Below are 25,861 nucleotides of genomic sequence, written 5' to 3' on the forward strand. Positions count from 1 at the left end.
AGCACAAGAAAAGGAGCTTCAGATGAAGCTCCTTTTTTATATTATGACGGTGCATATTCAATAAACTAACAAGAAATACTTAGACTATTTAAGGAGGTAACTTGCTCCTAGAGCATATCAATGAGGTTGGTGTAACTAATGGCCGAACCGGACCAGCGTATGCACCATAGGAAAGCTTTAGGTTCTAAGTGTTTCCATTTGAATTCGTTAACATCGAGTTTGCCGCTACTGACTTTAGGTTACGTTACTTTCAAACTTAACTTGGCCTTTTGCAAGGTGCCCGTTTTTACTGATAAAAAGGCCTAGCGATTGATAGACCTTGTGATAACGATTAAGACGCAGTGATTAATTTTCGTAACGCTGCATTTTCATGGTTGAGACATCAGCTCCATCCATAAAGGCTTTCGCAGCTGGTGCTTTCATGAAACTTGCCATTGATGCTTCAGCATCTTCCAATGATTCCCAGTGCACAATGACACGCCACCTATTACCGTCTACTAATTCAGATGCACGGCTAATAAACCCTGGTTGTTGGGATACGTGTGTATCTTCAACAGTTTTATCCAGTTTCGCGAACTCGGTTGGGTCGATACCGTCTTTCAGAATGAAAGAAGCGACTTCAACGACATCGTCGTGTTCGAAGCCGAATTTACCATTATCATTCTTCCACTCATTGCGTGGCGGAATGTTTTCGATAACGTCCCAGTGCTCAACAATCTTTCCGTTTTCTAGGCGGAATAGATCATAAAAGGCAACATCTTTATTCATAAAAATACCCTCGCTGATGGCGAGAACAAAATTACCTTCACCTAGTAGTTTATGATTTTCTTTATAAATCATAGGCATTCCGGCTTTTGTTAGGTCATTAATTGCTTTCCCTAGGCCGCTTAGCCCGTCAGCAACCATGGTGTTGTGTTGCAGGTATGCGCGGTCTTCGTTATCAATAAATTGATTAATCTTAGACATATCACCTTGTATTAGAATGACATTCACAAAATCAGCAACAACGGCTTTGTTTTCTTCCGTTTTACCTTGGTCTGTAACTTCTATTGTTCCATCTAACTGAGTTCGGCCACTTGGGTTGGGTTGAGACGCCAGCTCCGCAAGATTATCCCAGTGTTCAACAATTTTGCCGTCCTCAAAGCGGAAAACATCAAAGCCAACCTTTGGGCCGAAGAAATTATATTCAGTATGCAAGAAGACGTAATCACCATCTTGGTAGGCTCGCTTCACATCAGCCTTTGCGCTACCTGCAGGTAAGGCTTTTAAGATCTGCCCAAATCCCTCTAGCCCGTCACCTACACCGAGATTATGTTGCGTATATTGTGCTGGGTTAATGTAGTTGACTGCTTGAGGGTCTCCTGTCTCAATACTTGAAATCACTGCAATCGCTTTTTCTTTATTGGTTTTTTCAGTCGTCATCCCATCTACAGTCGAGCAAGCCGTTAGGCTTACGACACTTAATATCACTAAAAGGCTTTTGATACGCGAAATTAGTTTTCTCGTAATCATTTTGTTAATCCTTTGTTTTGTAAAAAACATGTAACGGCATGTAGTAATCAAGTTAAATCACCAGCAACTGTAGTACTTAATTTGCCGATTATAAAGTTTCAGCGCGCTGGGAATCGGGGGATGACCAATATGTTTGGGGAGGTTTTCTCAGAAGAGCATAATGGATAGAAGGTGCCACCCATAAAAAAGAGCTTCCACTGAAGCTCTTTTTAAACGGTGAATAAACCGACGTTCTATTTTTGTTGGCGACGACCGCGTGAAGCGCCAGCAATGCCAATCAGACCTAGGCCGAATAGCGCAATTGCAGCCGGCTCAGGAATTGTTGCACCGGTAAATGTGCCAGAGCCGAATGAGCGCAGACCTGTTTGTCCTTGAAAGGTGCCGTTCGCGTTTGAAGTGAAAGTCGAGCTGAACAACAAGTCCGAATCAGCAACTTGCTCATTGGTATCGAATAAGGCTGCGGCAGGCCCTCCTACAACGTCCATAATCCCTTCACCAGTCAATGATGAAATTGAGCCAAATCCGGTATTGATGGTGCCAACGAAGCTGACCATTTTGTTAACGCCGCCAACATCAGCTGAAACGTTGTGACCTGCAAGCTCTAACCACAGGTCACCGTCTCCTGCAGTACCAAATGTTCCATCGAAGTTAGGAGTATGGTCAACATAAAAAACAATCGATCCATCTTTATAGAAAGTTTGAGAGCCAATCTGCTCTACTTTTACATAGTCTTTTACAATAAAAGTTAATTCACATGATGCACAAATAGCGGAGCTAGTGTCTACGATACCCCAAGCGACAAACTCACTATCAGGAGTGCTATCTAAGAATTGGAATACAGTATCCGTTGTGCTTACGAAAGGGCCTGAGCCAACAGTAACCCCATTCACGACAGCGGCATTCGCAGTGAGCGAAAACATGCACTGAGCTGCTGCGATGAGCATGATTAGTTTACGTAGCATTGCTTTGTCCTTCTTAAAATTTATAAATCGACGAAATAGCAACTACCAAACTACAACTCGTTTCGTCCTTGATGTTGGTATGGAGCTTCGAGTCTAGATGACCACTATGACTGCCTCACCGACGAGTATTTTGCAGAAATTATTCCAACAATCTTAACCTTATGAGTTTTCTTGTTTTATCGTTAAATTTTGAAAGTCCTCATGGTTTTATTATTGAAAATGTTAGATTTTTCGTAATTCAATACAGGTTGTTTGGTTTTCGTTAATTAGCTGTGAAATAATTTTTATTTATAGGTAAAAATTAAAGGTTTTAAATGTTCTTTTTGTGTTAAATTTCCAATTAAATAACTGATATATATGTTTTTTGTTTTTCTGTAAACTTTTGCGACAGATGTTTCATTTGCAAAAAATTAACATTGTTTGAATAAGTATTTAGAAGAGGGGGTTAAGGAAGGAAGAGGTGGTTGTAGGCCATTAGGCTCTAGATATTAGGTATGGAAACTACTTGTTGGACAATCGACAGGTGTAAAAAAGGAGCTTCAATTGAAGCTCCTGTTAAAGATTGCATATTCATTACTTTTTCGCATAACGGCGGCGAGAAGCACCTGCCATACCAATGAGTCCTAATCCGAACAATGCGATGGCTGCAGGTTCAGGGATAGTTTCACCTGTGAATGTACCAGAGCCGAATGAACTTAGGCCTGACTGACCCTGAAAAACGCCTTGTGAGTTCGCTGTAAAGGTAGAGCTGAATAACAAATCTGAACCAGCGACTTGTTCGTTGGTATCGAACAAGGCAGCAGCAGGGCCGCCAACCACATCCACAATGCCTTCACCTGTCAATGATGAAATTGAGCCAAAGCCCGTGTTAATGGTTCCGATGAAGCTTACCATCGTGCTGATACCATTAATAACGGCGGGTGTATTGTGACCTGCAAGTTCTAACCAAAGACTGCCATCCTGTGCCGTGTCAATGGAACCATCGAAGTTAGGCGTTTGATCCACATAAAATGAAATGGTGCCGTCTCTATAAAAAGTTTGAGATCCCAATGAATCGACTTTGACATAGTCCTTTGCGACAAAAGTTAACTCGCATGAACCACAGGTCGTTGAACTCGAGCTTGTGTCTACAATGCCCCAAGCCATAAATTCACTATCCGGTGTAGCCTCTAAGAATTGAAATACTGTGTCAGATGTACTTACAAATGGTCCTGAAGTGACGTTCACGCCATCGACGACTGCTGCGTTGGCGTTGATTGCAAAAATACACTGAGTTGCTGCGATGAGCATGATTAGTTTACGTAGCATTGCTTTGTCCTTTTTAACATTGAAAAGTTGACGAAATGGCAACTAACAAACTTCAACTCGTTTCGTCCTTGCGATTGATGTGCAGTGCTGAGTCTGATAACTGCTATGACTACCTCACCAGACGGGACAAAGCAGTAATTATTCCAATGGTGTTAACCCTCTGAATAAAATCTTATTTTTTTGTTTTTTTTTGGCCGTTTTTGATTGTTTTTTGTTATTTATATAGAAGGTGTAAGTTTTTTTGTGAACTAAGTTGTGTTGTTTGTATTTAGTTAAAATATTGTTAATTAAATTTTTCATGTAGACAGGTGCAATCATTCTTATTTATAAGCGGTAAGTGTGGATTGTCTTTAGGTTATTGATATTTATTGATTTATGTTCTTGTAAATTATTTTGACATATTTTTTGTTCACAAAATAATTACATTTAATGCCGGATACACGGAAGAGGACGGTGTGTTCAAGTCGTAGACACTACTTGGGAGGTTAGGGCACCTTTGTAGTCGAAGGCGCTCCAGTCACTAACTAGATACAATCTTACGAGCCATCATTCTATATGACGCTAATGGTGAACGGACTTTAGAAGTAATTTGCCAGTGAGTTTGGCACTCAACAAGCGATGAACTACGCTTTTGTTGATTCAAACAGAGTCTCACTATGGACTCAATATCAGGGTTTAAGGCATTTGATCCGCTGAATTTATTAACAATCTTGTTAGTTTACAACATTTGGCTGGGTGGACGGTTACTGGTCTAGCCAGAGAAAAGCTTTGAACCAAGTTTTTTTTGATTGATTAATATCAACTTTATTTGGTTTGGTGCTACTATAATGCACCTCGTAAAATGATGAATTAATCCAACGTTAAGGAACGAAAATGGCTATTAAAGTAGGCATCAACGGTTTTGGCCGTATCGGGCGCTTCGTATTCCGTGCTTCTTGTGAACGCGACGATATTGAAGTAGTCGGCATCAATGATTTGATCGATGTTGAATACATGGCATACATGCTCAAATACGATTCAACTCACGGCCGCTTTAACGGTACTGTTGACGTAGTCGATGGCAACCTAGTAGTAAACGGTTCTGTTGTTCGTGTAACTGCAGAGCGTGATCCAGCAGACCTAAAATGGGATGCGATTGGCGCAGAAATCGTTGTTGAATCAACAGGCCTGTTCCTGACTGATGAAACTGCACGTAAGCACATCGCCGCTGGTGCGAAAAAAGTTGTTCTGTCTGCTCCTTCTAAAGACAGCACGCCAATGTTCGTTATGGGCGTTAACCACGACTCATACGCTGGCCAAGAAATCGTTTCTAACGCTTCTTGTACCACAAACTGCTTGGCACCAATTGCTAAAGTATTGAACGACAACTGGGGCATCAAAGATGGCCTCATGACGACTGTTCATGCAACTACAGCAACTCAGAAAACAGTTGACGGCCCTTCTGCGAAAGATTGGCGCGGCGGTCGTGGCGCAGGTCAAAACATCATTCCTTCTTCTACTGGCGCAGCGAAAGCTGTTGGCGTAGTAATTCCAGAATTGAATGGTAAATTGACAGGTATGGCATTCCGCGTACCTACGCCAGACGTTTCTGTAGTTGACTTAACTGTTAACCTAGATAAGCCAGCAACTTATGCTGAAATCTGTGCTGCGATGAAAGCTGCATCAGAAGGCGAAATGGCCGGTGTTCTTGGTTACACTGAAGACGCAGTGGTTTCTAACGACTTCGTTGGCGAAACTCAAACATCTGTATTTGATGCAGACGCGGGTATCGCATTGACTGACACATTCGTTAAAGTTGTATCTTGGTACGACAACGAAATCGGTTACTCAAATAAAGTTCTAGATTTAGTTGCTCACATTTCTGAATAATTAAATTTAAGTGAACTTTGAAAGCCCGCACATTTGCGGGCTTTTTTGTAACTAAAAAGCTAAAACAACAAGTTTTTTGCTCCATAAAGTGTGAAGCCAACTACACTTTTTAAGGCTATCGAAAAAGGGACCGGTTTCTTCTTCTCGCCCCTCTTTCAACTTCAGGCAAGCACTCATAAAATTGTCGTCTAAGAAATAAAAACAATGATTTAAGGTTAGGTAAGTCATGGTCGAACACCATCTTCAGCAGCTGTGCAGTGAGCACGGTATTGAGTCAAATTACACCGACGCTTGGGGCAACCCCGCGACCGTTGTGCCAGAAAGCAAGGCTAAGCTTTTGGCTGCAATGGGTTACTCGGTTTCTGATGCAGCATCACTTGAGCTACAAATACACGACAAGCACATTCATGATTGGGCACAGCCGGTTGCTCCAGTTTTGGTATGCCATTCTGCGGAGAGTTATGCATTTGAAATCCGATTGCCAAAAGAGCAAATTTCAAACCTCGTAAAATGGACGATAACAACCGAAGAAGGCAATGTAGTCGAAGGAACATTAACTCCCATTGAAGGGCAGAAAGTTTCTGAGCACGAAATAGATGGGGTGGTATACCAAGGGTACTCTGTTTCAATTTGGGCAGATTTACCGTGGGGTTATCATCAGCTTGTGTTGTCAAACCCAGTTGATCAGGTTTTAGGCCACAGTAGCTTAATCGTTACTCCTGCAGCGTGTTATTCACCACAGCATGTGATTGATGGTGCCAAATTATGGGGGCCGAGTGTTCAACTCTATTGCTTGCGCTCGACTCGTAACTGGGGCGTAGGTGACTTTACTGACCTTAAATTTTTATTAAAGCAGGTTGCAGGCAAAGGCGGTGATTTTGTCGGTCTGAATCCTATTCACGCACTGTATCCTTCAAACCCTGAGAGTGCGAGCCCTTATTCTCCTTCAAGCCGTCGCTGGTTAAACATCATTTATATTGATGTGACCGCCATTGCTGAGTATTCCGATTCAAAAGCGGCTCAAGCGATTGTGAATAGTGCTGAATTTAAAACTCGAATTGAAGCGCTGAAATCACCTGAATGGGTTGATTACACTGGCGTCATGCAAGCAAAAATTGAAGTTTTAGATGAAGTGTTTGCAACATTTAAAGCGGAACAACTGAGTAAAAATACAAAACGAGCGCGGGCATTTCGCGACTTCGTAAAAGCCGGTGGCGACAGTTTACTTGAGCAGGCAGCATTTGATGCGTTGCAGCGCCACTTTTACGCCGAAGGTATTAATGCTTGGGGCTGGCCAGCGTGGCCTGAAGAGTACCAAGACTTTTCAACGGATGCGGTTAAAGCCTTCATTAAGAAACACAAAGCGAAAGTCGACTTTTTCGCATTTCTTCAATTCATTGCAGATGAGCAATTACAGCAAGCAAATGCAGTTGCTGATGAATCAGGCATGTCACTGGGTCTTTATCGTGACCTAGCCGTTGGCGTGAGCGAAGGAAGTACTGAGCTGTGGGCGAATAAAGGGCTCTATTTACAAGATGCTTCCGTAGGTGCTCCACCGGATGTTTTAGGTCCTTTGGGTCAAAACTGGGGATTACCTCCAATCGATCCTGAGCAAGCGCGCCAGCAAGCTTATAAACCCTTTATCGATTTGTTCCGTTCAAACATGCGTCATTGTGGCGCATTGCGCATTGATCATGTGATGGCTTTATTGCGTCTCTGGTGGATACCGAAAGGTGAAACAGCCGATAAAGGTGCGTATGTTTATTACCCAATTGATGATCTACTGGCTATTTTGGCGCTTGAAAGCCATCGTAATCAGTGTTTAATCATCGGAGAAGATCTGGGGACTGTTCCAGATGGAATTTTCGAGACATTGCAAGAGAGCGGTGTTTATTCATATCGCGTTTTCTTCTTTGAACGCTCGAAAGAAGATGGCGGTTTCTATGCACCACAGCATTATCCAGTGCAGGCCATGTCGACCTTAACAACGCATGATATGCCAACATTGAGAGGCTTTTGGCAATGCGATGACCTAAAGCTCGGCAAAGAGTTGGGGTTGTACGTTGATGAAGATGTTCTTCAAACGCTTTATGCAGACCGGCATGACTCAAAACAGCGCATCCTCGACAGTTTGCATGGTATGGGAGCCATACCGGATCACATATCTAAAGATGTAAACTGGGTAGCGATGACAAAAGAGCTAAACTTTGCGTTGCAGCAACATATGGCTGCCGGTAGTAGTGCTTTATTAGCGCTTCAACTTGAAGATTGGTTAGAGATGGAAAAACCAGTAAACGTGCCCGGCACGAGTTCTGAATATCCAAATTGGCGCCGTAAATTAACTCACAATCTAGAAGAGCTCTTTGCCGACAAAACCGTAGGTGAATTGCTCGCTGAGCTCACCGAAATTCGCAAGAAAGCATTTGGTGTGGGGGCGTAATTTAGCTATGGGGCGATTGTAAGAGTGCAATCGCCCTGGAAAAAAACTATATTATTCAAAAGCGTGTGGCCAAATGGCTCGCATCTATTGGGCTTATGCCCTTCGCTTGCCGAAGAACTCGGCAGGCACAACAGGCGTTAGCGCATACATCAGGTGGAATTTAATGCTCAGTAATCAGTTACGACAAGCACAATGTAATGACCCATTTGGGTATCTTGGTTTACTTCCCAATAACGACGGCAAAGGATTTGTTCTTCGAGCTTGGCAACCCGGTGCGACCGAGATTAGCGCAAAGCCCCTCAAAGGGCGAAGCAAGAAGATCGAACTTGAATGCATTGATGAAGAAGGCTTGTTTGAAGCGATATTACCTGATGTGAAAGAGCTGTTTGCATACAAGCTAATTATTACCGCTGGCGGACAAACGTTTGAACGCGTAGACCCTTATTTGGTGCATCATCAAGCCATGCATCATGTTCATCACTTGTACGAAGATGTCGCAGATACTTATTCCGCGATGGGAGCGCAATTCCAAACTGCGGATGTACATGGCCATCAGGTAGAAGGTGTTCGGTTTGCTGTTTACGCACCTAATGCGAGCGCAATCTCTCTAGTGGGCGATTTTAACGGCTGGGATGGACGCGTTCATCCGCTACAAAAATTACATAATGGTTGTTGGTGCTTGTTTGTACCCGGACTAGAAGCGGGGGCTCGTTATAAATACGAAGTGAAAGATCCGCTTGGAAATCGGCTACCTCACAAAGCTGATCCATATGGCTATTCAGCCGATCAATACCCGTCACACGCATCGATCTTATACGATCACTCAACTTATGAATGGCAAGACCAAGACTGGCAAACCAAGAATTTGGACGACAAACGTTTTCGTCCAATGTCAATTTATGAAGTGCATTTAGGTTCGTGGCGCAAAGTCACTAATGAAGATGGTACTCAGCGCTCTTTAACCTATAAAGAAATGGTTGAACAGCTGATCCCGTACGTTAAAGATCTCGGTTATACCCACCTTGAATTGATGCCTGTATCTGAGCACCCATTTGATGGATCTTGGGGGTATCAGCCGGTAGGAATGTTTGCGCCGACTAGCCGCTTTGGTAATCCAGACGAATTTAAGTATTTTGTGGACCAATGTCATGCCAATGATATTGGTGTCATTGTTGATTGGGTTCCTGCTCACTTCCCTGATGATAGTCATGGTGTTGCCCGCTTTGATGGCACTCATTTGTATGAATATTCAGATCCACGTAAAGGCTGGCACCCAGATTGGAACTCGTGTATCTACGATTTTGGTCGTGATCATGTGCGTCAATTCTTAGTGGCGAATGCTCTGTACTGGATTGACTACTTCCATATTGATGGTTTGCGTGTGGACGCTGTTGCGTCGATGCTGTACCTCGATTACTCGCGCAATGACGGCGAGTGGATCCCGAACGTTGATGGTGGCAATCAGAACTATGAAGCCATTAGTTTACTGCGTTGGTTTAATGAAGAAGTATACAAACGCCATCCTCATGCAATGACTATTGCTGAAGAATCTACAGCCTTCCCTGGGGTGTCTCGCCCAACCTTTATGGGGGGCTTAGGTTTTGGTTTTAAGTGGAATATGGGCTGGATGCATGATTCGTTAAACTACATTCAAAAAGATCCGGCTTATCGTCGCTTCCATCATGGCGAAATGACTTTCTCGATGATTTACGCATTTGATGAAAACTTCATTTTGCCGCTCTCGCATGATGAAGTGGTCCATGGCAAGAATTCCTTATTATACAAGATGCCGGGTGATGAGTGGCAACAGGCCGCTAACTTGCGTTGTTACACTGGGTTCATGTGGGGACACCCCGGCAAAAAGCTGAACTTTATGGGCAATGAAATTGCGCAAGGTTCAGAGTGGAATCATGACATTAGCTTGTCATGGCACTTATTAGATTTTCCAAGACATGAAGGGCAATTGAACCTAACGCGTGCCTTGAACAACCTGTATCGCAATGAACCAGCGCTTTACGAACTTGACGTGACAGGCGAAGGGTTTGAGTGGGTTGAGCATGAAGATGCAGAAAACAGCACGCTGGCGTTTATTCGAAAAGCAAAGAGCTCCGATGAGCAGGTTATCGTGGTCTCTAACTTTACTCCAATTCCGCGTGAGGGTTATCGCTTAGGCGTTAATGTGGCGGGCCGTTATGAAGTTGTTTTAAATACAGATTCAAAAGAATTTTGGGGCAGTGGGTACGACGTAGCGAAGCAAATTGATAGTGAAAATAAGGCTTGGCATGGGCGCGAACAGTCGATTGTTTTGGACTTACCGCCGTTGTCGACAATTTTCATCAAATGTATTCCTTGATACCATTAGTGTTAATACGTAAATTAAATAAAAATAATGCCGCATATTGCGGCATTATTCGTCTTATCTGGTAATGAATAACTGTGATGCTCAAATCTAATCGTCGTGAAGATTTTAATTTAACTCTCGGTTCAAGTTACCCCATGGGAGCGACTTTAACCGAGACCGGCTGTAATTTTGCCGTCAATGCCCCAGATGCAGAGCAAGTGGCTATTTGCCTCTATGACGAACAAGAGCGAGAAATTGCCTGTTTTGCATTAATCGGAAAGTCAGGAAATGTCTGGCATGGCCACCTTGAGGGCGTCAGCGAGGGGATGCACTATGGCCTTCGTGCGAAAGGTCTTTATCAGCCTGAACAAGGCTTATATTTTGACGCCAATAAACTCCTGCTTGACCCCTACGCAAAATCCTTTAATCGTCCCCTGAATTGGGATAACGGCAAATACATGGGTGATAGCCAGTCCATGATTCCAAAAGCGCGTATCGAAAATAGCGAGCGTTTTGACTGGCAAGGCATCACCAAACCCAATGTCGCACCATCTGAGACAGTCTTGTACGAAGCTCATGTAAAAGGGTTAACGCAGCAATTGGAGGAGGTTCCTGAGGATATCCGCGGCACATATCTTGGGATGGCTCACCCGGTTACCGTGGCTTACCTACAAGACTTAGGTGTTACATCGGTACAACTCATGCCGATTCATATGTTCATGCCTGAAGCTTGGTTGGTGGATCAAAACCTCACCAATTATTGGGGCTACAACCCGATCAACTATTTCTCGCCCGAGCCACGCTACGCAAAGAGTAATGCTTACGTTGAATTCAAAACTCTTGTGCGTGAATTGCACCGCGCAGGCATCGAAGTGATTATTGATGTAGTCTACAACCACACGGCAGAATCAGGCGGCGATGGACCGATCTTGAGTTTTCGTGGCTTAAATAACCGGACTATGTACTGGTTTGAACATCATGAAGGTCAGCCCGACTATGAGAACTACCTCAACCACAGTGGCTGCGGCAATGCCGTGAATTTATACAATATGGAAACCCTAACGTTGGTACTCGATTCAATGCGATATTGGGTTGAGGAGATGCAAGTGGATGGTTTCCGTTTTGATTTAGCCGTCACGTTAGCGCGCGAGCCCGATGGTTTTCAAGCCAACGGAACATTCCTAAAAGCTGTGTATCAAGATCCTGTATTACGCAATTCCAAACTCATTGCAGAGCCTTGGGATGTGGGGTTAGGGGGCTATCAGCTCGGTCAATTCCCGTCCAACTGGAGCGAATGTAACGATCGTTATCGCGATACCATGCGTTCATTTTGGCGGGGAGAACAAGGCTACCTTGGCGACTTTGCAACGCGACTCATGGGCTCACGTGACATTTTCTGCGGAGCCAATCGTTCGCCCCATAGCAGCGTTAACTTCATTAACTACCACGATGGGTTCACCTTGCACGATTTGGTGACTTACGAAAATCGTCACAATGAAGCCAATAATGAAAACAGCCGAGACGGCCACGGACATAACATTTCCGCCAACTATGGCGTAGAAGGCGAAACTTCCGACCGGGCCATCAATAAGATTCGACGTCGTCAGCAGCGCAATATGTTGGCTACATTGTTCTTATCACGCGGTATTCCACATTTGCTCTCAGGTGATGAATTATCACGCACTCAGAAGGGCAATAATAACGCGTACTGCCAAGATTCTGATATCAGTTGGCAAGATTGGAATTTAACCGACGAACAGCGCTCATTACATAAATTTGTCAAACGCCTTATAAATCTGCGAAAATCGCATGCCGTTCTGAACAGATGTTGTGTGCAGGACGACCCTTTCTACCAAGGAAATGGCCGAGTCACTGTAGACTGGTTGGCCCCTTCCGGTAAAGCAATGGCGCATTCTGACTGGCATGACCCTGCGATGAGAAGTGTAGCGACTCGGCTTCAAGATTTGTCGAGCACCGACACCGAAGAGCAGTTGATGCTTATTTTCAATGCAAGTGAAGAGCCTCAGACGTTTCAATTGCCGAAACAATGCCGTTGGCAGGTCGTTTTAGATACATTTGTAGAAGACGGTGACAAGCACACCAAACTTAGATCGGCTCAATACCAAGTGCAAGGGCGCACCGTTGCGGTATTGGCCGGACATGTGATTGCTTAAAGTTTGATAAACTTAGGCAACTTTTTTGCCGCAACTATGTGCGGCATATTCTTATGCTGGAAAAATACGCTATGACTCAACTTTGCGATATTGGCTTTATTGGCCTTGGAGTAATGGGCAAAAACCTGGTCATGAACCTTGTCGATCACGGCTACACAGTCGCTGCTTTCGATTTGGATCAAGAAAAGATCGACGGTGTTTTGGCTCAAGACCAACAAGAACGTGGCGACAAAGCTGCGCGAGTGGTTGGATGCAATACACTCGAAACATTGTTAGCCAGTACCAAACAACCTCACTTAATTATCCTTTCGGTACCTGCTGGTAAGCCTGTAGATATCGTTAGCGAAAACTTGTTAAAAGCCGGTATGACTGCAGATGCAGTTGTGGTTGATACAGGGAATACGCTTTGGACAGATACTGTTGAACGTACAGCGAAATACGAAGGACAATTCACATTGTTCTCCACTGCTGTTTCTGGTGGTGAAGTCGGTGCTCGTTTCGGGCCTGCATTAATGCCAAGTGGTGACGCCGCTCAATGGGAGCGTTTAGCTCCTGTTTGGGAAGCCATTGCTGCAAAAGTAGACCCAGATACAGGTAAACCTTTGGAGTCTTACGTTCCTGGTCAACCTGTGACTGAAGGCGAACCATGTGCAGCCTACATTGGCCCCGCCGGTGCTGGCCACTATGTGAAAATGGTTCATAACGGCATTGAGTATGCTGATATGCAGCAGATCTGTGAAGCTTACCAAGTCATGCGTGAAGTCGCAGGCATGAGCTGTGACGAAATTGGTGACGTGTTTGAAGAGTGGAATAAAGGCCCTCTGAACAGTTACCTAATCGAAATCAGTGCTGATATCTTAAAGCAAAAAGATGCTGAAACGGGTAAGCCCGTTGTTGATGTCATCAAAGATACCGCAGGCCAGAAAGGCACAGGCCTTTGGACAGCTATCAGCTCGTTGGAAGTGGGTTCGCCAAACCCATCGATTGCTCAATCTGTATTTGCACGTGCACTCAGCTCGATGAAGACCGAGCGTGTAGCGGCAAGCCAAGTCCTCAAAGGACCGCAAGTGGCGTCTTTAAGCGTAGCTGAGAAAGAAGAGTTAATCAGCCAGTTACATGATGCGCTGTACTGTTCAAAATTGTGTGTTTACGCGCAGGGCTTCCACTTAATGAAGCTTGCTGGTGAACAACAAGGTTGGGATTTAGATTTCGCATCAATTGCTAAAATCTTCCGTGCGGGTTGTATCATTCGTGCCATCTTCTTGCAGTCGATTACGAAAGCATTTGAAGCTGATTCTGATTTAGACAACTTGTTAGTTGCACCTTTCTTTGTGGAACAAATTGAAGAGCGTCAGCAAAACTGGCGTAAGTCGATTGCTCAATCTGTGATGAACGGTATTCCAACACCTGTATTTAGCGCGTCGCTGGCCTACTACGATACCTATCGTAACGCAGTGGTTCCGGCTAACTTGCTTCAAGCGCAGCGCGACTTCTTTGGTGCGCATACATTTGAGCGTCTTGATAAGCCAGCTGGCGAGTTCTACCACATCGAGTGGAGCCAACCAGAACGCCAACAGGTGCGTATTAAGTAGCACTTTGAGACGCGAGTCTCACTACTTTTCACTCAAACCTCATAAAGAGGCCGTGCCAAGAGTGGCACGGCCTCTTTTACTTGAGTAGTATTAATTCAAGGTAATTTCTGGGCGAGGCTAAGCCGGAATATGAAAATTTGGGACTGTTACCCTGCATATCTAAATCAGAACCTATTGGTTGCAGAGCACCGCGAGCTTCATGGGCTGCAACAAATTTCAAATCGAAAAACACCCATTACGAAAGCGACTGATGCACATATCGCAGCTTGGATATCATCCCCCAATGCCATGTCTATTCGTCATGACCAAATCGTTGAAGAGATGCATTTGCATCAAATCGAACATAGAAGCCCAATGCCGCGTGATGACGAGCCGGTTGAGTGGCCGCCATTGTTGCAACAACCTTCAGTAGCAAACCAATTTTCACAATTGCGTGAAGTGTCATCAGATGCACGCTTAGCAGTGCCAGAAGACAGTGAAACTCTTATCGAGCAATTTGCTTTTTCATTAATGGCTCGTGATCCGGCGTTGTACAAGCGGTTGCAAGCGCAAACGGCTCAGGGTGATTTAAGCCTTGATGAACTCATGGTCACAGTGTCTGAAACGCTTCAGTTACCAGTGGATGAAGAGGTTTATCAACGCGTCATTTCCACCATGTGGCGATACTGCGCCAAAGCACCTGAGGCCTTTACATTTGCCAGTTCTGTAAATGAACCTCGTCGGCGGCTTCGAGCAATTCAATATTTAGCATCCAAATACAAATGGCCAGAGCTATGGAAAAGCACCGCCTTGACTGATCTTGCTACGTGCCAAATCGTAAAATGTTAAAAAACAGTATTTAAAAATATAGAGAAGAGTATGACACTTTCTGTTAAAGGGAAGGGCGATTTAACGCCCGAACAATATCGAGTGTGTTGGGAGCGTGGAACAGAACGCCCCTTCACCGGCCAATTTGTGCATCACAATGCCCAAGGGATGTATGTTTGCGTATGCTGTGAATCAGAGCTGTTTGAAAGTGATACCAAATTTGACGCAGGGTGCGGTTGGCCTAGCTTTTATCAGGCGGTTGCTGATGGCGCGATTCGATACCTCGACGATCAAACGCACGGCATGCAGCGAGTCGAAGTGAGATGTGGCCAATGCGATAGTCATTTAGGTCATGTATTTCCAGATGGCCCCGAACCGACCGGACAACGTTACTGCATAAATTCAGTGTCTTTGGACTTTAAACAGTCGCTTTAACTATCGTCATCAATGGTTGGTACTCACAGTGCTGTGCCAACCGCTTAATCGTTCGGTTTCTTCACTAGAAACGATAACGTCGCTGAGCGACGTATGTATCCTCTTGTAAGTTTTTCACGATGGTATCGGCAATCAACTCCGCTTTTAATTTATCTTTTTGCGTCATACGTGATGCTTTATCTAAGCGTTTGAAATCTACTTTTGCCGCTTCAAGTTTTTGTGTGACTAGCGCCCATACGTAACTATGTCGGTAATCTTCGACTTGATAGGTCAGCGTAGTGAGTTGTTGAAAGATTTGCGGATCGATATCTTCTTCTTGTTCATACAGTGACAGCGCATTAAGTAACAAATTAATGGCCTTTTCCTGATCTTTCGCTGAATAGTACCCGGCCAGGTTCAGTAGCAACTCAGGCGTATTTAAAACACCTCTTGATTCGAGAGACACGTACTTATCCAATGCGTTTTTGTCAGAAAAGTGGCTCCAGTGATACCAAAGAAGCTCGGGAAGGTTGGCATTTTTAGTGGCTTGCTCAAGTTCAATCACCCGAGTCTCCGCTCTTATGTAGCCTTCAACACGTTGAGATTGACGGATCTTGAGACGCTTCATTTCAACTTGGGCTGCTAGCTCGATGCAGCTCCGATAAGCTCGCCACCCCATTAAGGCATGATATAAGTCAGATTCTTTTTGCTGGTCTTTAATGGCATATTCTTTCTCAATCACTACCGCTCGTTCATTCTTACACCAGCCATCTGAGTTTAAGCCAGTGCACACCGCGGGGTAAGATTCGCAAATCGTTTTTGCATCCATCCTTTTTTCGCATCCAGTTAAAAACAGAGTGCATGCGAGGATTGAAAGAAAGTATTTGAGGTTGTTCAAGTTAAAATCTCTAGTTTAAGTAGGAGACTGATTCAAAAAAGGATTGTTGCAGTATGGCAGAAATCTGCAAGTAAAAAACGGTTATTCCGGTCTTAACTATAGAGCGAAATCAATTGATGGCCCCATAAGGATTATAGTGTTAAAAAAATTATTAACGACAGCGTTTCAGTTTGGTGTGGTGATTGCCGTTTTTTATGCAATTCAAGCTTTTAGATCTTCAGATATGCACAGCGATGGAGTTGTTCTGAAACAATCATTTGTCTTACCTAAACTGCACAGGAACGGCAGTGCAGAATTAGCAACACTCAATACAGAGTCTACAGATTCATCTCAATTTATCTACTTTGTGGCACCTTGGTGCTCAGTGTGCAAAGTGTCATTGCCTAATTTAGAAAATGTTTACAAAGACAATCCAAAAGCCACTATCTCTGTGGTGGTTTTATCATACGAAAATGCAGATGAAGTTGTCAGGATGATGAATCAACTCGATCTGAGTGTGCCATTATATTTGGGAAATTCATCGATTCAGTCTGCTTTCAACATTCCTGCTTACCCGTCTTGGTATTTGTTCTCACACGAAGGAAAAGTTGAAGGTCGAGGTATGGGGTATAGCACCGAATTGGGGCTTCGATGGACAATCAACGGTATTTAGTTGGGTCTGAATATTCACGCAAGGCCATGTGTCATAAAGGTTTCATGCAGTTATTTGACGATAGTATTTCAGTTATCCACTAAGTTTGTGGATAAGTGTGTGCATGACATTGTTTACAAGTGCTGGAGGCCGCATAAATACGTGTCAATGTGTTTTTTAGGATTGTATTAGAACTTTTTTTTAGTTGTTTAATAACAAATGCTTAAGTTGTAGCGTGGATTATTGTTACACAGAATGGTTAAAAATTGAACAGCAAAAGATTTGACTTTATTTGCCTGTGCATTCTTTTAGGGCGCTGCACCTATTTAGTGGAAATCGTGTCGCTATTTTCGCCTAATGTAAGGCTATCTCCCACTTCACCTACTGACGTCCTGCAAAGCTTGGGTGTGCACTCGTATTAGCATAGAATAGTCGGCCAGCAAAAAGGACAATCGACCCCATGGCCCAAACCGCCTCACCAAATGATTTATTGAATGGCGACATTTCGATCACGCTTCGTCGTATGACAGTCCCCGTGATTTTTGGAATGATGACGATGATGACGTTCAACCTTGTTGATTCGTTTTTTATCAGTTTACTCGGTACTCAACCGCTGGCAGCAGTGAGTTTTACATTTCCGGTTACGTTTTCAGTGATCAGCCTAAGTATTGGTCTATCGATTGGCACGTCAGCAGTGATCGCACGGATCATGGGAGAAGGCAAAAAAGATCGAGCCAAGCTTTACGCGACGGCCGCACTTTACCTGGCGGCTTTTCTTGTAATGGTGTTATCCGTTTTTGGTTACTTAATCAGTCGGCCTCTGTTTTCTGCAATGGGCGCATCTGACGCCATTTACACCATTATCATGGAATACATGACGGTTTGGTTTGCCGGTAGTGTGTTGTTAATTCTCCCCATGATTTGCAATGCCATTTTTAGGGCGAATGGCGAAACAAAACTACCCAGCTATGTCATGGCCGGTGCTGGGTTAGTGAATGCCGCATTGGACCCTTTATTCATTTTTGGTTGGGGCCCGGTACCTGAAATGGGAGTGCGAGGCGCTGCTTTGGCAAGCGTGGTGTCTTGGAGTCTTGCATCAGTGTTTATTTTTTACATGTTGGGAGTTCGGCAAAAACGAATCTATGCAGTACCTAATCAGTGGCAATTGACTAAAAAAGCATGGATAGAAATCGGTCGCATCGGCTTACCGGCTGCAGGCGCGAATATGCTCACCCCTTTGGCTATGGGCGTTATGACCGCCATTGTTGCATCTTACGGTGAGCCGGTTGTTGCGGCATTTGGTGTCGGTAGCCGCATAGAATCGATTGGTTGTATTGCAGTGCTTGCTTTATCAATGACGTTGCCACCGCTCATTAGCCAGAGCTTTGGCGCAGGAAGGATTGAACGAATCGAGCAAGCGTATCGAGTATGCATTCGATTTACTTTAATTTGGCAGGCTGTTTTAGCGGTGGTATTGGCACTGCTATCGCCGTACCTCGCATCGGTATTCTCTGATGATCCCGAGGTACAAAAAGTACTGCAGTTATACATTTGCATTATGCCATTGGGTTATGGTTTACAAGGCGTTGTGATCCTTGCTAACTCGTCATTTAATGCGCTTCATAAGCCGCTCAACGCATTGATATTGAGTGTGGTTCGATTCTTTATCTTTTTCGTGCCCTTTGCGTATATTGGTGGGCTTATGTTTGGTGTTTATGGCCTACTGATCGGTGCGGTTGTAGGTAACGTATGCACTGCGGTGATCGCTTGGCGCTGGTTTAATAAAACCGTTCGCGGCATGGCTCCTGCACCACTACCGTCTTAAATTGTGTTCATTAAGCCGCCCATAAACCTTATGAAAATTGTGTACCGGAGTAAATTGTGACGAAAGCGTTTGAGTTATGCTCAAATTACAAACCTGCAGGAGATCAGCCTCAAGCCATTGAAAAAATTATCGACGGCTTGGAATCAGGGCTAGCACATCAAACACTATTAGGTGTCACAGGTTCAGGTAAGACATTTACAATGGCCAATGTGATTGCCCAAACAGATCGGCCTGCTATTATTCTTGCGCATAACAAAACCCTCGCGGCGCAGCTATATGGGGAAATGAAAGAATTTTTTCCAAATAATGCAGTTGAATATTTTGTATCGTACTACGACTACTATCAGCCAGAAGCCTATGTGCCATCCACGGACACTTTTATCGACAAAGATGCATCTATTAATGAGCATATTGAACAAATGCGTCTGTCGGCCACTAAGGCCCTGTTAGAACGAAAAGATGTGGTGCTCGTTGCTTCAGTGTCAGCCATTTACGGTTTGGGCGACCCTGACGCTTATTTGAAGATGATGCTACACCTTCGAAAAGGTGACATGTTAGAACAGCGCGCTGTACTGCGACGGCTGGCAGAGCTGCAATACACTCGGAATGATGTGGACTTCCAACGGGGTTGCTATCGTGTTCGAGGTGAAGTCATAGATATCTTCCCAGCGGAATCCGATACCTTTGCCATTCGAGTAGAGATGTTTGACGATGAAGTGGAGCGTTTGAGTGAATTCGATCCGCTAACCGGAAGCATTGAGCGCGAACTAGCGCGGTATACCGTGTATCCAAAATCTCATTACGTCACTCCGCGCGAGCGTATTTTAGAAGCCATTCATGACATTAAAGATGAGCTTCGAGAGCACAAAGAATACTTACTCAAAAACAATAAATTAGTGGAAGAGCAGCGTTTAAGCCAACGCACACAATACGACATTGAAATGATGCAAGAGCTTGGGTATTGCTCTGGAATCGAAAATTACTCCCGCTATTTATCCGGCCGTGCACCGGGCGAGCCACCCCCAACATTGATGGACTACTTGCCCGACAATTCATTACTCATCATTGACGAATCTCATGTGACCGTGTCGCAAGTGGGCGCCATGTATAAAGGCGATAGAGCGCGCAAAGAAAACCTTGTGACCTATGGGTTTAGAATGCCATCGGCGTTGGACAATAGGCCGCTAAAGTTTGAAGAATTTGAAAGCATTGCGCCTCAAACCATCTATGTGTCAGCCACCCCTGGTCAGTATGAACTTGATAAGTCCGATGGTGAAGTAATTGAACAAGTTGTACGTCCTACGGGTCTGCTCGATCCTGAAATTGAAATTCGACCGGTGGGCACCCAAGTTGATGACTTGATGTCAGAAGCCAACAAGTGTATTGCGCGAGGCGAACGAGTCCTGGTCACAACACTCACAAAGCGCATGGCGGAAGATCTAGCCGACTATCTGAGCGAACACAATATTAAAGTGCGTTATTTACACTCAGATATTGATGCTGTTGAACGAATGGAGATCATTCGAGATTTGCGCTTGGGGGAATTTGATGTACTGGTTGGGATTAACTTATTACGGGAAGGATTAGATATGCCTGAAGTGGCGCTTGTAGCCATTTTGGATGCTGATAAAGAAGGCTTTTTACGCTCCACGCGCTCGTTAATACAAACCATTGGTCGTGCTGCTCGTAATATTGAAGGGCGAGCGATTTTGTACGCTGACCGTATTACCAAAAGTATGCGTTTCGCCATTGATGAAACCGAACGCCGCCGTGCCAAGCAAATTGAACATAACGAAGCCAATGGCATCGTCCCTCAGGCGCTCACCAAGAGTGTGACGGATATTATGGATATTGGGCAGCCATATCAGAAAAATAAAGGGCGTAAACAACTCAAAGCAGCTGAAGGCGGAGCCAATTATGATGCATTGATGGCGCCGGAAGACATTATTGTTGAAATCAGCAAGCTTGAGGCTCAGATGTTTGTGCATGCCAAAGAACTTGAATTTGAGAAGGCGGCTTCAGTGCGCGACCAAATTCAACAACTACAACAAAAAATGATCGCCAGCTCATAACTCGCTTTCAATCGACAAATGCGATCGTCTAAACGAATGGTGTTAGACTAGGTCGCGTTTTTAGGTTTAACGGCAAAAACGCTGCTATTTTTTATTCTGATTTTCGCAAAAGGTTTTCATGAAAGTACCTAAACGTCTTCAACCGCTGGTCGATGATGGATTGATCGATGAGGTTTTAAGTCGCCTAATGAGCGGCAAAGAAGCTGATATTTTCATTGTCCGAAGCCGTGGCGAAATCCGTTGTGCGAAAGTCTATAAAGATGCAATGCAGCGTAGCTTTAAAAAAGCAGCGCAGTACCAAGAAGGGCGCAAAGTTCGAAATGGTCGCCGAGCGCGCGCCATGGAAAAACGTTCGTCATTTGGTCGCAAACAACAAGAAGAGATTTGGCAAAACGCCGAAGTCGATGCGTTAACACGGTTATCCAAAGCGGGTGTGCGAGTGCCCGATACTTATGTCTGCATCGACGGTGTGCTGCTAATGGAGTTGGTCACCGATGATGAAGGTGATGTTGCTCCGCGCCTGAATGACGTGACGATGTCAGAAGAGCAGGCTTTAGAAGATCACGAAGTGATGATGCACTATATCGTGCTGATGCTTTGCGAAGGTATTGTGCATGGTGACTTGTCTGAGTTTAACGTCTTGTTGGACGAGTATGGACCGGTGATTATCGATTTGCCGCAAGCCGTCGATGCCGCTGCCAATAATAATGCGCAAGCGATGTTTGCCCGTGATGTAAATAACATGACCCGGTACTATTCTGAGTTTGCACCGCAGTTGTCTCAAACGCGCTATGCCGACGAAATTTGGTCGCTGTTCGAGGCGGGGGAACTCACTTCCGAAACAGAATTAACAGGGGTGTTCGAAGACAGCAATGAAGCGGCTGATGTCGACTCTGTGATTGAAGAAATTAAAGCGGCGTTCGCAGAAGAGCAAGATCGTTTGGAGCGCATTCGAACAGCAGCCGAAGATTAGCATAAATGCGGTTGGTCATGCTCCGGCGCTGAATGCGCACCCGCGATACTTCGCAGGTGCTTCTATTGTTGGCTACACTTGCCCCGTTTCAATTAACGAGCGAAGTTTGAATAACCCAAGCTGGAACGACGGTCCCACCATGTTATCCATCATCAATGCCAAATACCCGCCAAAGATAGGTGTTTGTACAGCGCCAGTCATGGTCCAAGTCACTTCTGTTTCCTCGTTTGAAATTGCACGGTAAGTCAAAAAGCCTTTTGCTTGATCTTGCTTTCCGTTAAACCAAACGTCGTAGTCAATACCTTTATTGGGCTGTACTTGAGTAAACAGCAGCTCACCATCACCGCCCTCACCACGCCAAGCTTGGCTAGCACCCACGCCTCGCGTGATCGGCCCCAACTCAATTTTTACCGTGGGATCTGCGTCTTGCCATGGTTGCCATTGCTGCCAAAGCTCTAAGTCTTCCGAATAGGCATGCACCGACGCAACATCAGCATTAATAATGATGCTTCGGCTGACCTCGTATTCTTTTGGCAGCATAAAGCCCACAATTAATACGATGACCCACAAGACCAACACACTTTTTAAGATAATTTTCACGAAACTCGTCCATACATCATGATGTACCGCCATGGTAATGAATTCGGTTGCAATGACAAGCGTCATGCGCGTTAGAATTTAACCTGCGGTGGCAAGACCGCAGCGTTTAAATAACTTTTGCCACTCGATTGCATGAGATTTAGTGAGCGCTGTAACGCTCGGTTTGGGCGTTAACAACGTTAAGCGTTGCTGCAATGTCTCGGGCCATGTTTGCGATAAGCGATTGAGTAGGGGCGCGATCCGGCGGTGACCTGCATTGAGTTGCGCAATATAAGGCTGCACTTGGCTCACGTAATATTGCCTAAAGAATGTCTGAGCTTGGCGCGCATCTGCAGAAGGCTTGCCTAAATGACATGAAATCGCTTCGCTATGACTGAGTACAGTAGTTGCAGCTTGTAATGCTCCCTGTGCTTCTCGAAGTCCAAACCAGAGTTGTGGCAAATATGTATTGGTGTGCAATGACTGCAAGTGTTGCTCAAGATCACTCAGCAGCGTTAATGTAAGCGGCAAGTTGCCATCTTGATAGGCGTTGAACAACGCGCTCAAATGTTGGAGTGACTTTTCCAATTCGACCAAGCCCGCATTATCGGTAATAGGCTGCTCTTGTACACCAAACAAAGCCACTAAGCTTGGATCCGACACCCACATGTGTTGCCAAACGGCTTTGATTTGTTGAGTTTTTATGGGGATTAAATCGAGCAAAATATCGCGGCTGGACTGCGATTCCGTTGTGGCTACGCAGTGCTGTAGCGCCATGAGAATTTCAACTTCATATCGGAGCCGAATGGAGGGTTGTTGCACTCGTCCTAGTGAGCTGTTTCGTTGTGCGAGCAGATGCTGAAAGTCACAATCTTTGAGCTGCCACCAATCTGTAATGTCCAATTGCTGCGCTTGCATTGCTGCGGCTGTTGAATTGCGCGATATCGGCGGTAAAACCTGTAGTAGTGGCGGGTTCAAGTGAACGTGAGATTGAGTCACATTTGCTAAGCGTTGCGGATAATCTGCAAGAACTGAATCTGCAGCAAACCGCTCACAAGCAAGCAATGAAAGTAATAGAGCAACCGTTCCAGCGACCCTAAACATTAGACCCATAACCCATCGTGTTTCAGCTTTATCTTCCAGCGATAAAGCCGCAGCGACAACATAATCGCGGCAGCAGTTAAACCGACAATAAACCCAATCCAAAAGCCTTGCGGGCCCATGGGCGCTGTAATCCAATCTGTTAGGCCCAATATAAGACCGACCGGAAAACCCATCATCCAATAGGAAACAAGCGTAATAATAAAGATTCCACTGGAATCTTGGAAGGCTCGAAGCGCACTCACTCCAATGACCTGAACCGTGTCTGAAAATTGGTAGAGCGTGGCAATCATGAGAAGTGTACTTGCCAACGCAACAACTTCGGGATTGTTGCTATAAATACTCGCAATAGACTCTCTGAGCAACAAGGTGAATAAGGCGGTGATGCACGCTAAGATCAACCCTATGGTGAGGCCTGTCTTGTAAGAAAAGAAACAGCCTTTTCCGTCTTTTTGCCCGAGCCGATATCCCATACGAATAGAGATCGCCATACCCAACGACATCGGCAGCATAAAGATTATGGAACTAAAGTTTAACGCCACTTGATGTCCGGCAACCACCACGGCCCCCAAGGGGGCAAGTAATACGGCAACCACCGAAAAGATGCTCACTTCAAAAAAGAACGCCAGCGCCATAGGGAAACCTAATCGGAATAGTGTCCACATGGCTTTGAAATTTGGCCATTCGAGCTTTTTCAGTAAGTTGAATGGCCTAAAGAATGGGTGAACCCGAACGCAAATAAACATACCAATGCCCATCAGCCACATCGATATCGCGGTTGCTACGCCACACCCTGCGCCGCCCATCGCTGGGGCCCCGAGCTCTCCATAAATAAAGATATAGTTGAGTGGAATATTAACCGCTAAGCCGAGAAAACCAATCCACATGCTGGGTTTGGTAAACGATAACCCTTCGGAAGTATTGCGCAGTACTAAATACACTGCAAAACCCGGAGCGCCCCAAATCACGGCTTCAAGGTATTCAATCACCAAACGATTGAGTTCGGGTTCTACCGTCATTGAATTCAAGATCAGTGGCGCGAATTGAATCAATAGCATTGAACCGATAGAGCAAACCAGCGCAAGCCACCATGCTTGATGCATTTCAGAACGGACCCGGTCTGGTGTATTCGCGCCGATATGATGTGAGATGATAGGCGGCAACGCCATTAGTATTCCCATCACGAGCAACAGCGCAGGAAACCAAATACTGTTGGCAACGGCCACAGCCGCTAAATCGGTTGCGCTGACTTGGCCAGCCATGACAGCGTCAATGAACCCCATCAAAGTTGAGGAAACTTGGGCTGCGACAATCGGTGCAGATAATCTCAGCAGGTGAGTAATTTCGTTGCGTTTAGAGTAAGGCATTAGTAAAAGGCACGCGTTAGGCTTCAAGAAAGCATGAGGCTCTATGGTATGCTAGCAGACTCATATTACCTATCGAGATTTGTATGTTTACAGGTATTGTTCAAGGTCAAGGGCGTATTCGTTCAGTGACCGATCAGCGCGGTATTCGCACACTTGTGATTGATATGCCGAGTGCAGATTTTTTAGTGGGTCTGGAAACAGGCGCTAGCATCGCCGTGAATGGAACGTGCTTAACCGTGGTTGATTTTGCCGACAGCTGGGCCCAGTTTGATGTGATTGAAGAGTCACTTCGTTTGACCAACTTAAGCGAGTTGCAGGTAGATAGCGCAGTGAACATTGAGCGCGCAGCCCGTTTTGGTGATGAGATTGGTGGGCATTTGCTATCGGGGCATATTCACTGCCAAGCACAAATTACTGAACGTATTGAAAACGATGGCAACCTCGATGTCTTTCTACAAGTGCCAGCATCACATGCCAACTATGTGTTGAGCAAGGGCTATATTGCGATTGACGGTATTAGCTTGACCATTGGGGAGCAAGTCGTTGATGGACGCTTTAGCGTTCATTTGATTCCCGAAACGCGGCGCATGACTAACTTAAATAGCAGAACCGTGGGTGATCACGTCAACATCGAGATAGATAGTCAAACTCAAGCGGTTGTTGATACCGTTGAGCGCGTGCTTCGCGAGCGACATTCGGCCTAGCGGTTCGCCGAGTTGAGTCGAATACTATGAACTGGCTTAATAGATTTGCTCATCATCTGAGTCTACCGTCAGGCGAGACACTTGGTGAATGGGATCAAACATCAGCCGTACCCGAAAACTACAACAACAGTTAGGGCAATCATCGTAAAAGTCTTGGCTGCCTGCTGAATCGTCAATCGGCAAGTGATACGTGTAATCGCAATGTGGACAGCAGATCTTTTTTTCGGGAAGTGGCATGCAAACACCTGTGATAGAGCAGTCATCGGTGTTTTGATTTTAGTTCAAGCCACCT

The 25,861-nt window shown here is 45.0% G+C and carries 20 protein-coding genes; 12 read left to right on the plus strand and 8 right to left on the minus strand.

Going from position 1 to position 25,861, the window contains the following annotated elements; genetic code table 11:
* Positions 1–345: 345 nt before the first annotated feature.
* The 3 genes from NAF29_RS07235 to NAF29_RS07245 all read right to left on the minus strand — a co-directional run bounded on the left by NAF29_RS07235 (position 346) and on the right by NAF29_RS07245 (position 3,782).
* Positions 346–1,512, minus strand: a complete 1,167-nt coding sequence (locus tag NAF29_RS07235; RefSeq protein WP_349665558.1) for a hypothetical protein — start codon at positions 1,510–1,512, stop codon at positions 346–348.
* Between the two features lie 233 nt (positions 1,513–1,745).
* The gene (locus NAF29_RS07240) at positions 1,746–2,474 is read right to left on the minus strand and encodes a PEP-CTERM sorting domain-containing protein (protein ID WP_251260837.1); all 729 of its coding nucleotides are present in this window, start codon (positions 2,472–2,474) and stop codon (positions 1,746–1,748) included.
* 573 nt (positions 2,475–3,047) lie between these two features.
* On the minus strand, positions 3,048–3,782 hold the full coding sequence (locus tag NAF29_RS07245; RefSeq protein WP_251260838.1) for a PEP-CTERM sorting domain-containing protein: 735 nt from the start codon (positions 3,780–3,782) through the stop codon (positions 3,048–3,050).
* A gap of 873 nt (positions 3,783–4,655) precedes the next feature.
* Here NAF29_RS07245 and gap point away from each other — a divergent pair.
* The 7 genes from gap (at position 4,656) to msrB (ending at position 15,440) form a co-directional block, all read left to right on the plus strand.
* Complete coding sequence (gap, locus tag NAF29_RS07250) at positions 4,656–5,651, plus strand: type I glyceraldehyde-3-phosphate dehydrogenase (RefSeq protein WP_251260839.1); 996 nt, start codon at positions 4,656–4,658, stop codon at positions 5,649–5,651.
* A 226-nt stretch (positions 5,652–5,877) separates the two neighbouring features.
* Positions 5,878–8,091, plus strand: coding sequence for a 4-alpha-glucanotransferase (malQ, locus tag NAF29_RS07255; RefSeq protein WP_251260840.1), 2,214 nt, complete (start codon positions 5,878–5,880; stop codon positions 8,089–8,091).
* A gap of 163 nt (positions 8,092–8,254) precedes the next feature.
* A complete protein-coding gene (glgB, locus tag NAF29_RS07260) occupies positions 8,255–10,444 on the plus strand; it encodes a 1,4-alpha-glucan branching protein GlgB (RefSeq protein WP_251260929.1) in 2,190 nt (729 codons plus the stop codon).
* An 86-nt stretch (positions 10,445–10,530) separates the two neighbouring features.
* The gene (glgX, locus tag NAF29_RS07265; protein ID WP_251260842.1) at positions 10,531–12,606 is read left to right on the plus strand and encodes a glycogen debranching protein GlgX; all 2,076 of its coding nucleotides are present in this window, start codon (positions 10,531–10,533) and stop codon (positions 12,604–12,606) included.
* A 71-nt stretch (positions 12,607–12,677) separates the two neighbouring features.
* Positions 12,678–14,198 carry an NADP-dependent phosphogluconate dehydrogenase gene (gene gnd, locus NAF29_RS07270; protein WP_251260843.1) on the plus strand — a complete coding sequence of 507 codons (1,521 nt, stop codon included), beginning with the start codon at positions 12,678–12,680 and terminating at the stop codon, positions 14,196–14,198.
* A 129-nt stretch (positions 14,199–14,327) separates the two neighbouring features.
* The gene (locus tag NAF29_RS07275; protein ID WP_251260844.1) at positions 14,328–15,026 is read left to right on the plus strand and encodes a pyrimidine dimer DNA glycosylase/endonuclease V; all 699 of its coding nucleotides are present in this window, start codon (positions 14,328–14,330) and stop codon (positions 15,024–15,026) included.
* 30 nt (positions 15,027–15,056) lie between these two features.
* Entirely contained in the window at positions 15,057–15,440 is a 384-nt protein-coding gene (gene msrB, locus NAF29_RS07280; protein ID WP_251260846.1) for a peptide-methionine (R)-S-oxide reductase MsrB, read from the plus strand.
* Positions 15,441–15,504: 64 nt separating this feature from the next.
* Here the strand turns inward: msrB and NAF29_RS07285 are convergent, their stop codons facing one another.
* Complete coding sequence (locus NAF29_RS07285) at positions 15,505–16,317, minus strand: DUF2989 domain-containing protein (RefSeq protein WP_285817622.1); 813 nt, start codon at positions 16,315–16,317, stop codon at positions 15,505–15,507.
* Between the two features lie 136 nt (positions 16,318–16,453).
* Here NAF29_RS07285 and NAF29_RS07290 point away from each other — a divergent pair, with 136 nt between their 5' ends.
* The 4 genes from NAF29_RS07290 (at position 16,454) to NAF29_RS07305 (ending at position 21,818) form a co-directional block, all read left to right on the plus strand.
* The gene (locus NAF29_RS07290; protein WP_251260848.1) at positions 16,454–16,969 is read left to right on the plus strand and encodes a TlpA family protein disulfide reductase; all 516 of its coding nucleotides are present in this window, start codon (positions 16,454–16,456) and stop codon (positions 16,967–16,969) included.
* 439 nt (positions 16,970–17,408) lie between these two features.
* On the plus strand, positions 17,409–18,773 hold the full coding sequence (locus tag NAF29_RS07295) for an MATE family efflux transporter (protein ID WP_251260849.1): 1,365 nt from the start codon (positions 17,409–17,411) through the stop codon (positions 18,771–18,773).
* Between the two features lie 56 nt (positions 18,774–18,829).
* A complete protein-coding gene (gene uvrB / locus NAF29_RS07300; protein WP_251260850.1) occupies positions 18,830–20,845 on the plus strand; it encodes an excinuclease ABC subunit UvrB in 2,016 nt (671 codons plus the stop codon).
* 118 nt (positions 20,846–20,963) lie between these two features.
* A complete protein-coding gene (locus NAF29_RS07305; RefSeq protein WP_251260852.1) occupies positions 20,964–21,818 on the plus strand; it encodes a PA4780 family RIO1-like protein kinase in 855 nt (284 codons plus the stop codon).
* 72 nt (positions 21,819–21,890) lie between these two features.
* Here the strand turns inward: NAF29_RS07305 and NAF29_RS07310 are convergent, their stop codons facing one another.
* From NAF29_RS07310 to NAF29_RS07320, 3 genes are read right to left on the minus strand one after another with little or no spacing between them, the layout of a single operon-like run.
* Positions 21,891–22,484, minus strand: a complete 594-nt coding sequence (locus tag NAF29_RS07310) for an SRPBCC family protein (RefSeq protein ID WP_251260853.1) — start codon at positions 22,482–22,484, stop codon at positions 21,891–21,893.
* Between the two features lie 12 nt (positions 22,485–22,496).
* The gene (locus NAF29_RS07315; protein ID WP_251260854.1) at positions 22,497–23,501 is read right to left on the minus strand and encodes a DUF3080 family protein; all 1,005 of its coding nucleotides are present in this window, start codon (positions 23,499–23,501) and stop codon (positions 22,497–22,499) included.
* Entirely contained in the window at positions 23,501–24,865 is a 1,365-nt protein-coding gene (locus NAF29_RS07320; protein WP_251260856.1) for an MATE family efflux transporter, read from the minus strand. The genes NAF29_RS07315 and NAF29_RS07320 overlap by 1 nt, the downstream gene beginning before the upstream one ends.
* 83 nt (positions 24,866–24,948) lie before the next feature.
* Here NAF29_RS07320 and NAF29_RS07325 point away from each other — a divergent pair, with 83 nt between their 5' ends.
* Complete coding sequence (locus NAF29_RS07325; protein ID WP_251260857.1) at positions 24,949–25,569, plus strand: riboflavin synthase subunit alpha; 621 nt, start codon at positions 24,949–24,951, stop codon at positions 25,567–25,569.
* Between the two features lie 36 nt (positions 25,570–25,605).
* On the opposite strand, the gene NAF29_RS07330 is transcribed toward NAF29_RS07325, so the two are convergent.
* A complete protein-coding gene (locus tag NAF29_RS07330; protein WP_251260858.1) occupies positions 25,606–25,806 on the minus strand; it encodes a zinc ribbon domain-containing protein in 201 nt (66 codons plus the stop codon).
* Between the last annotated feature and the right edge of the window lie 55 nt (positions 25,807–25,861).

Origin of the sequence: Echinimonas agarilytica, assembly GCF_023703465.1 — a bacterium.
Taxonomy (GTDB): Bacteria; Pseudomonadota; Gammaproteobacteria; order Enterobacterales; family Neiellaceae; genus Echinimonas; species Echinimonas agarilytica.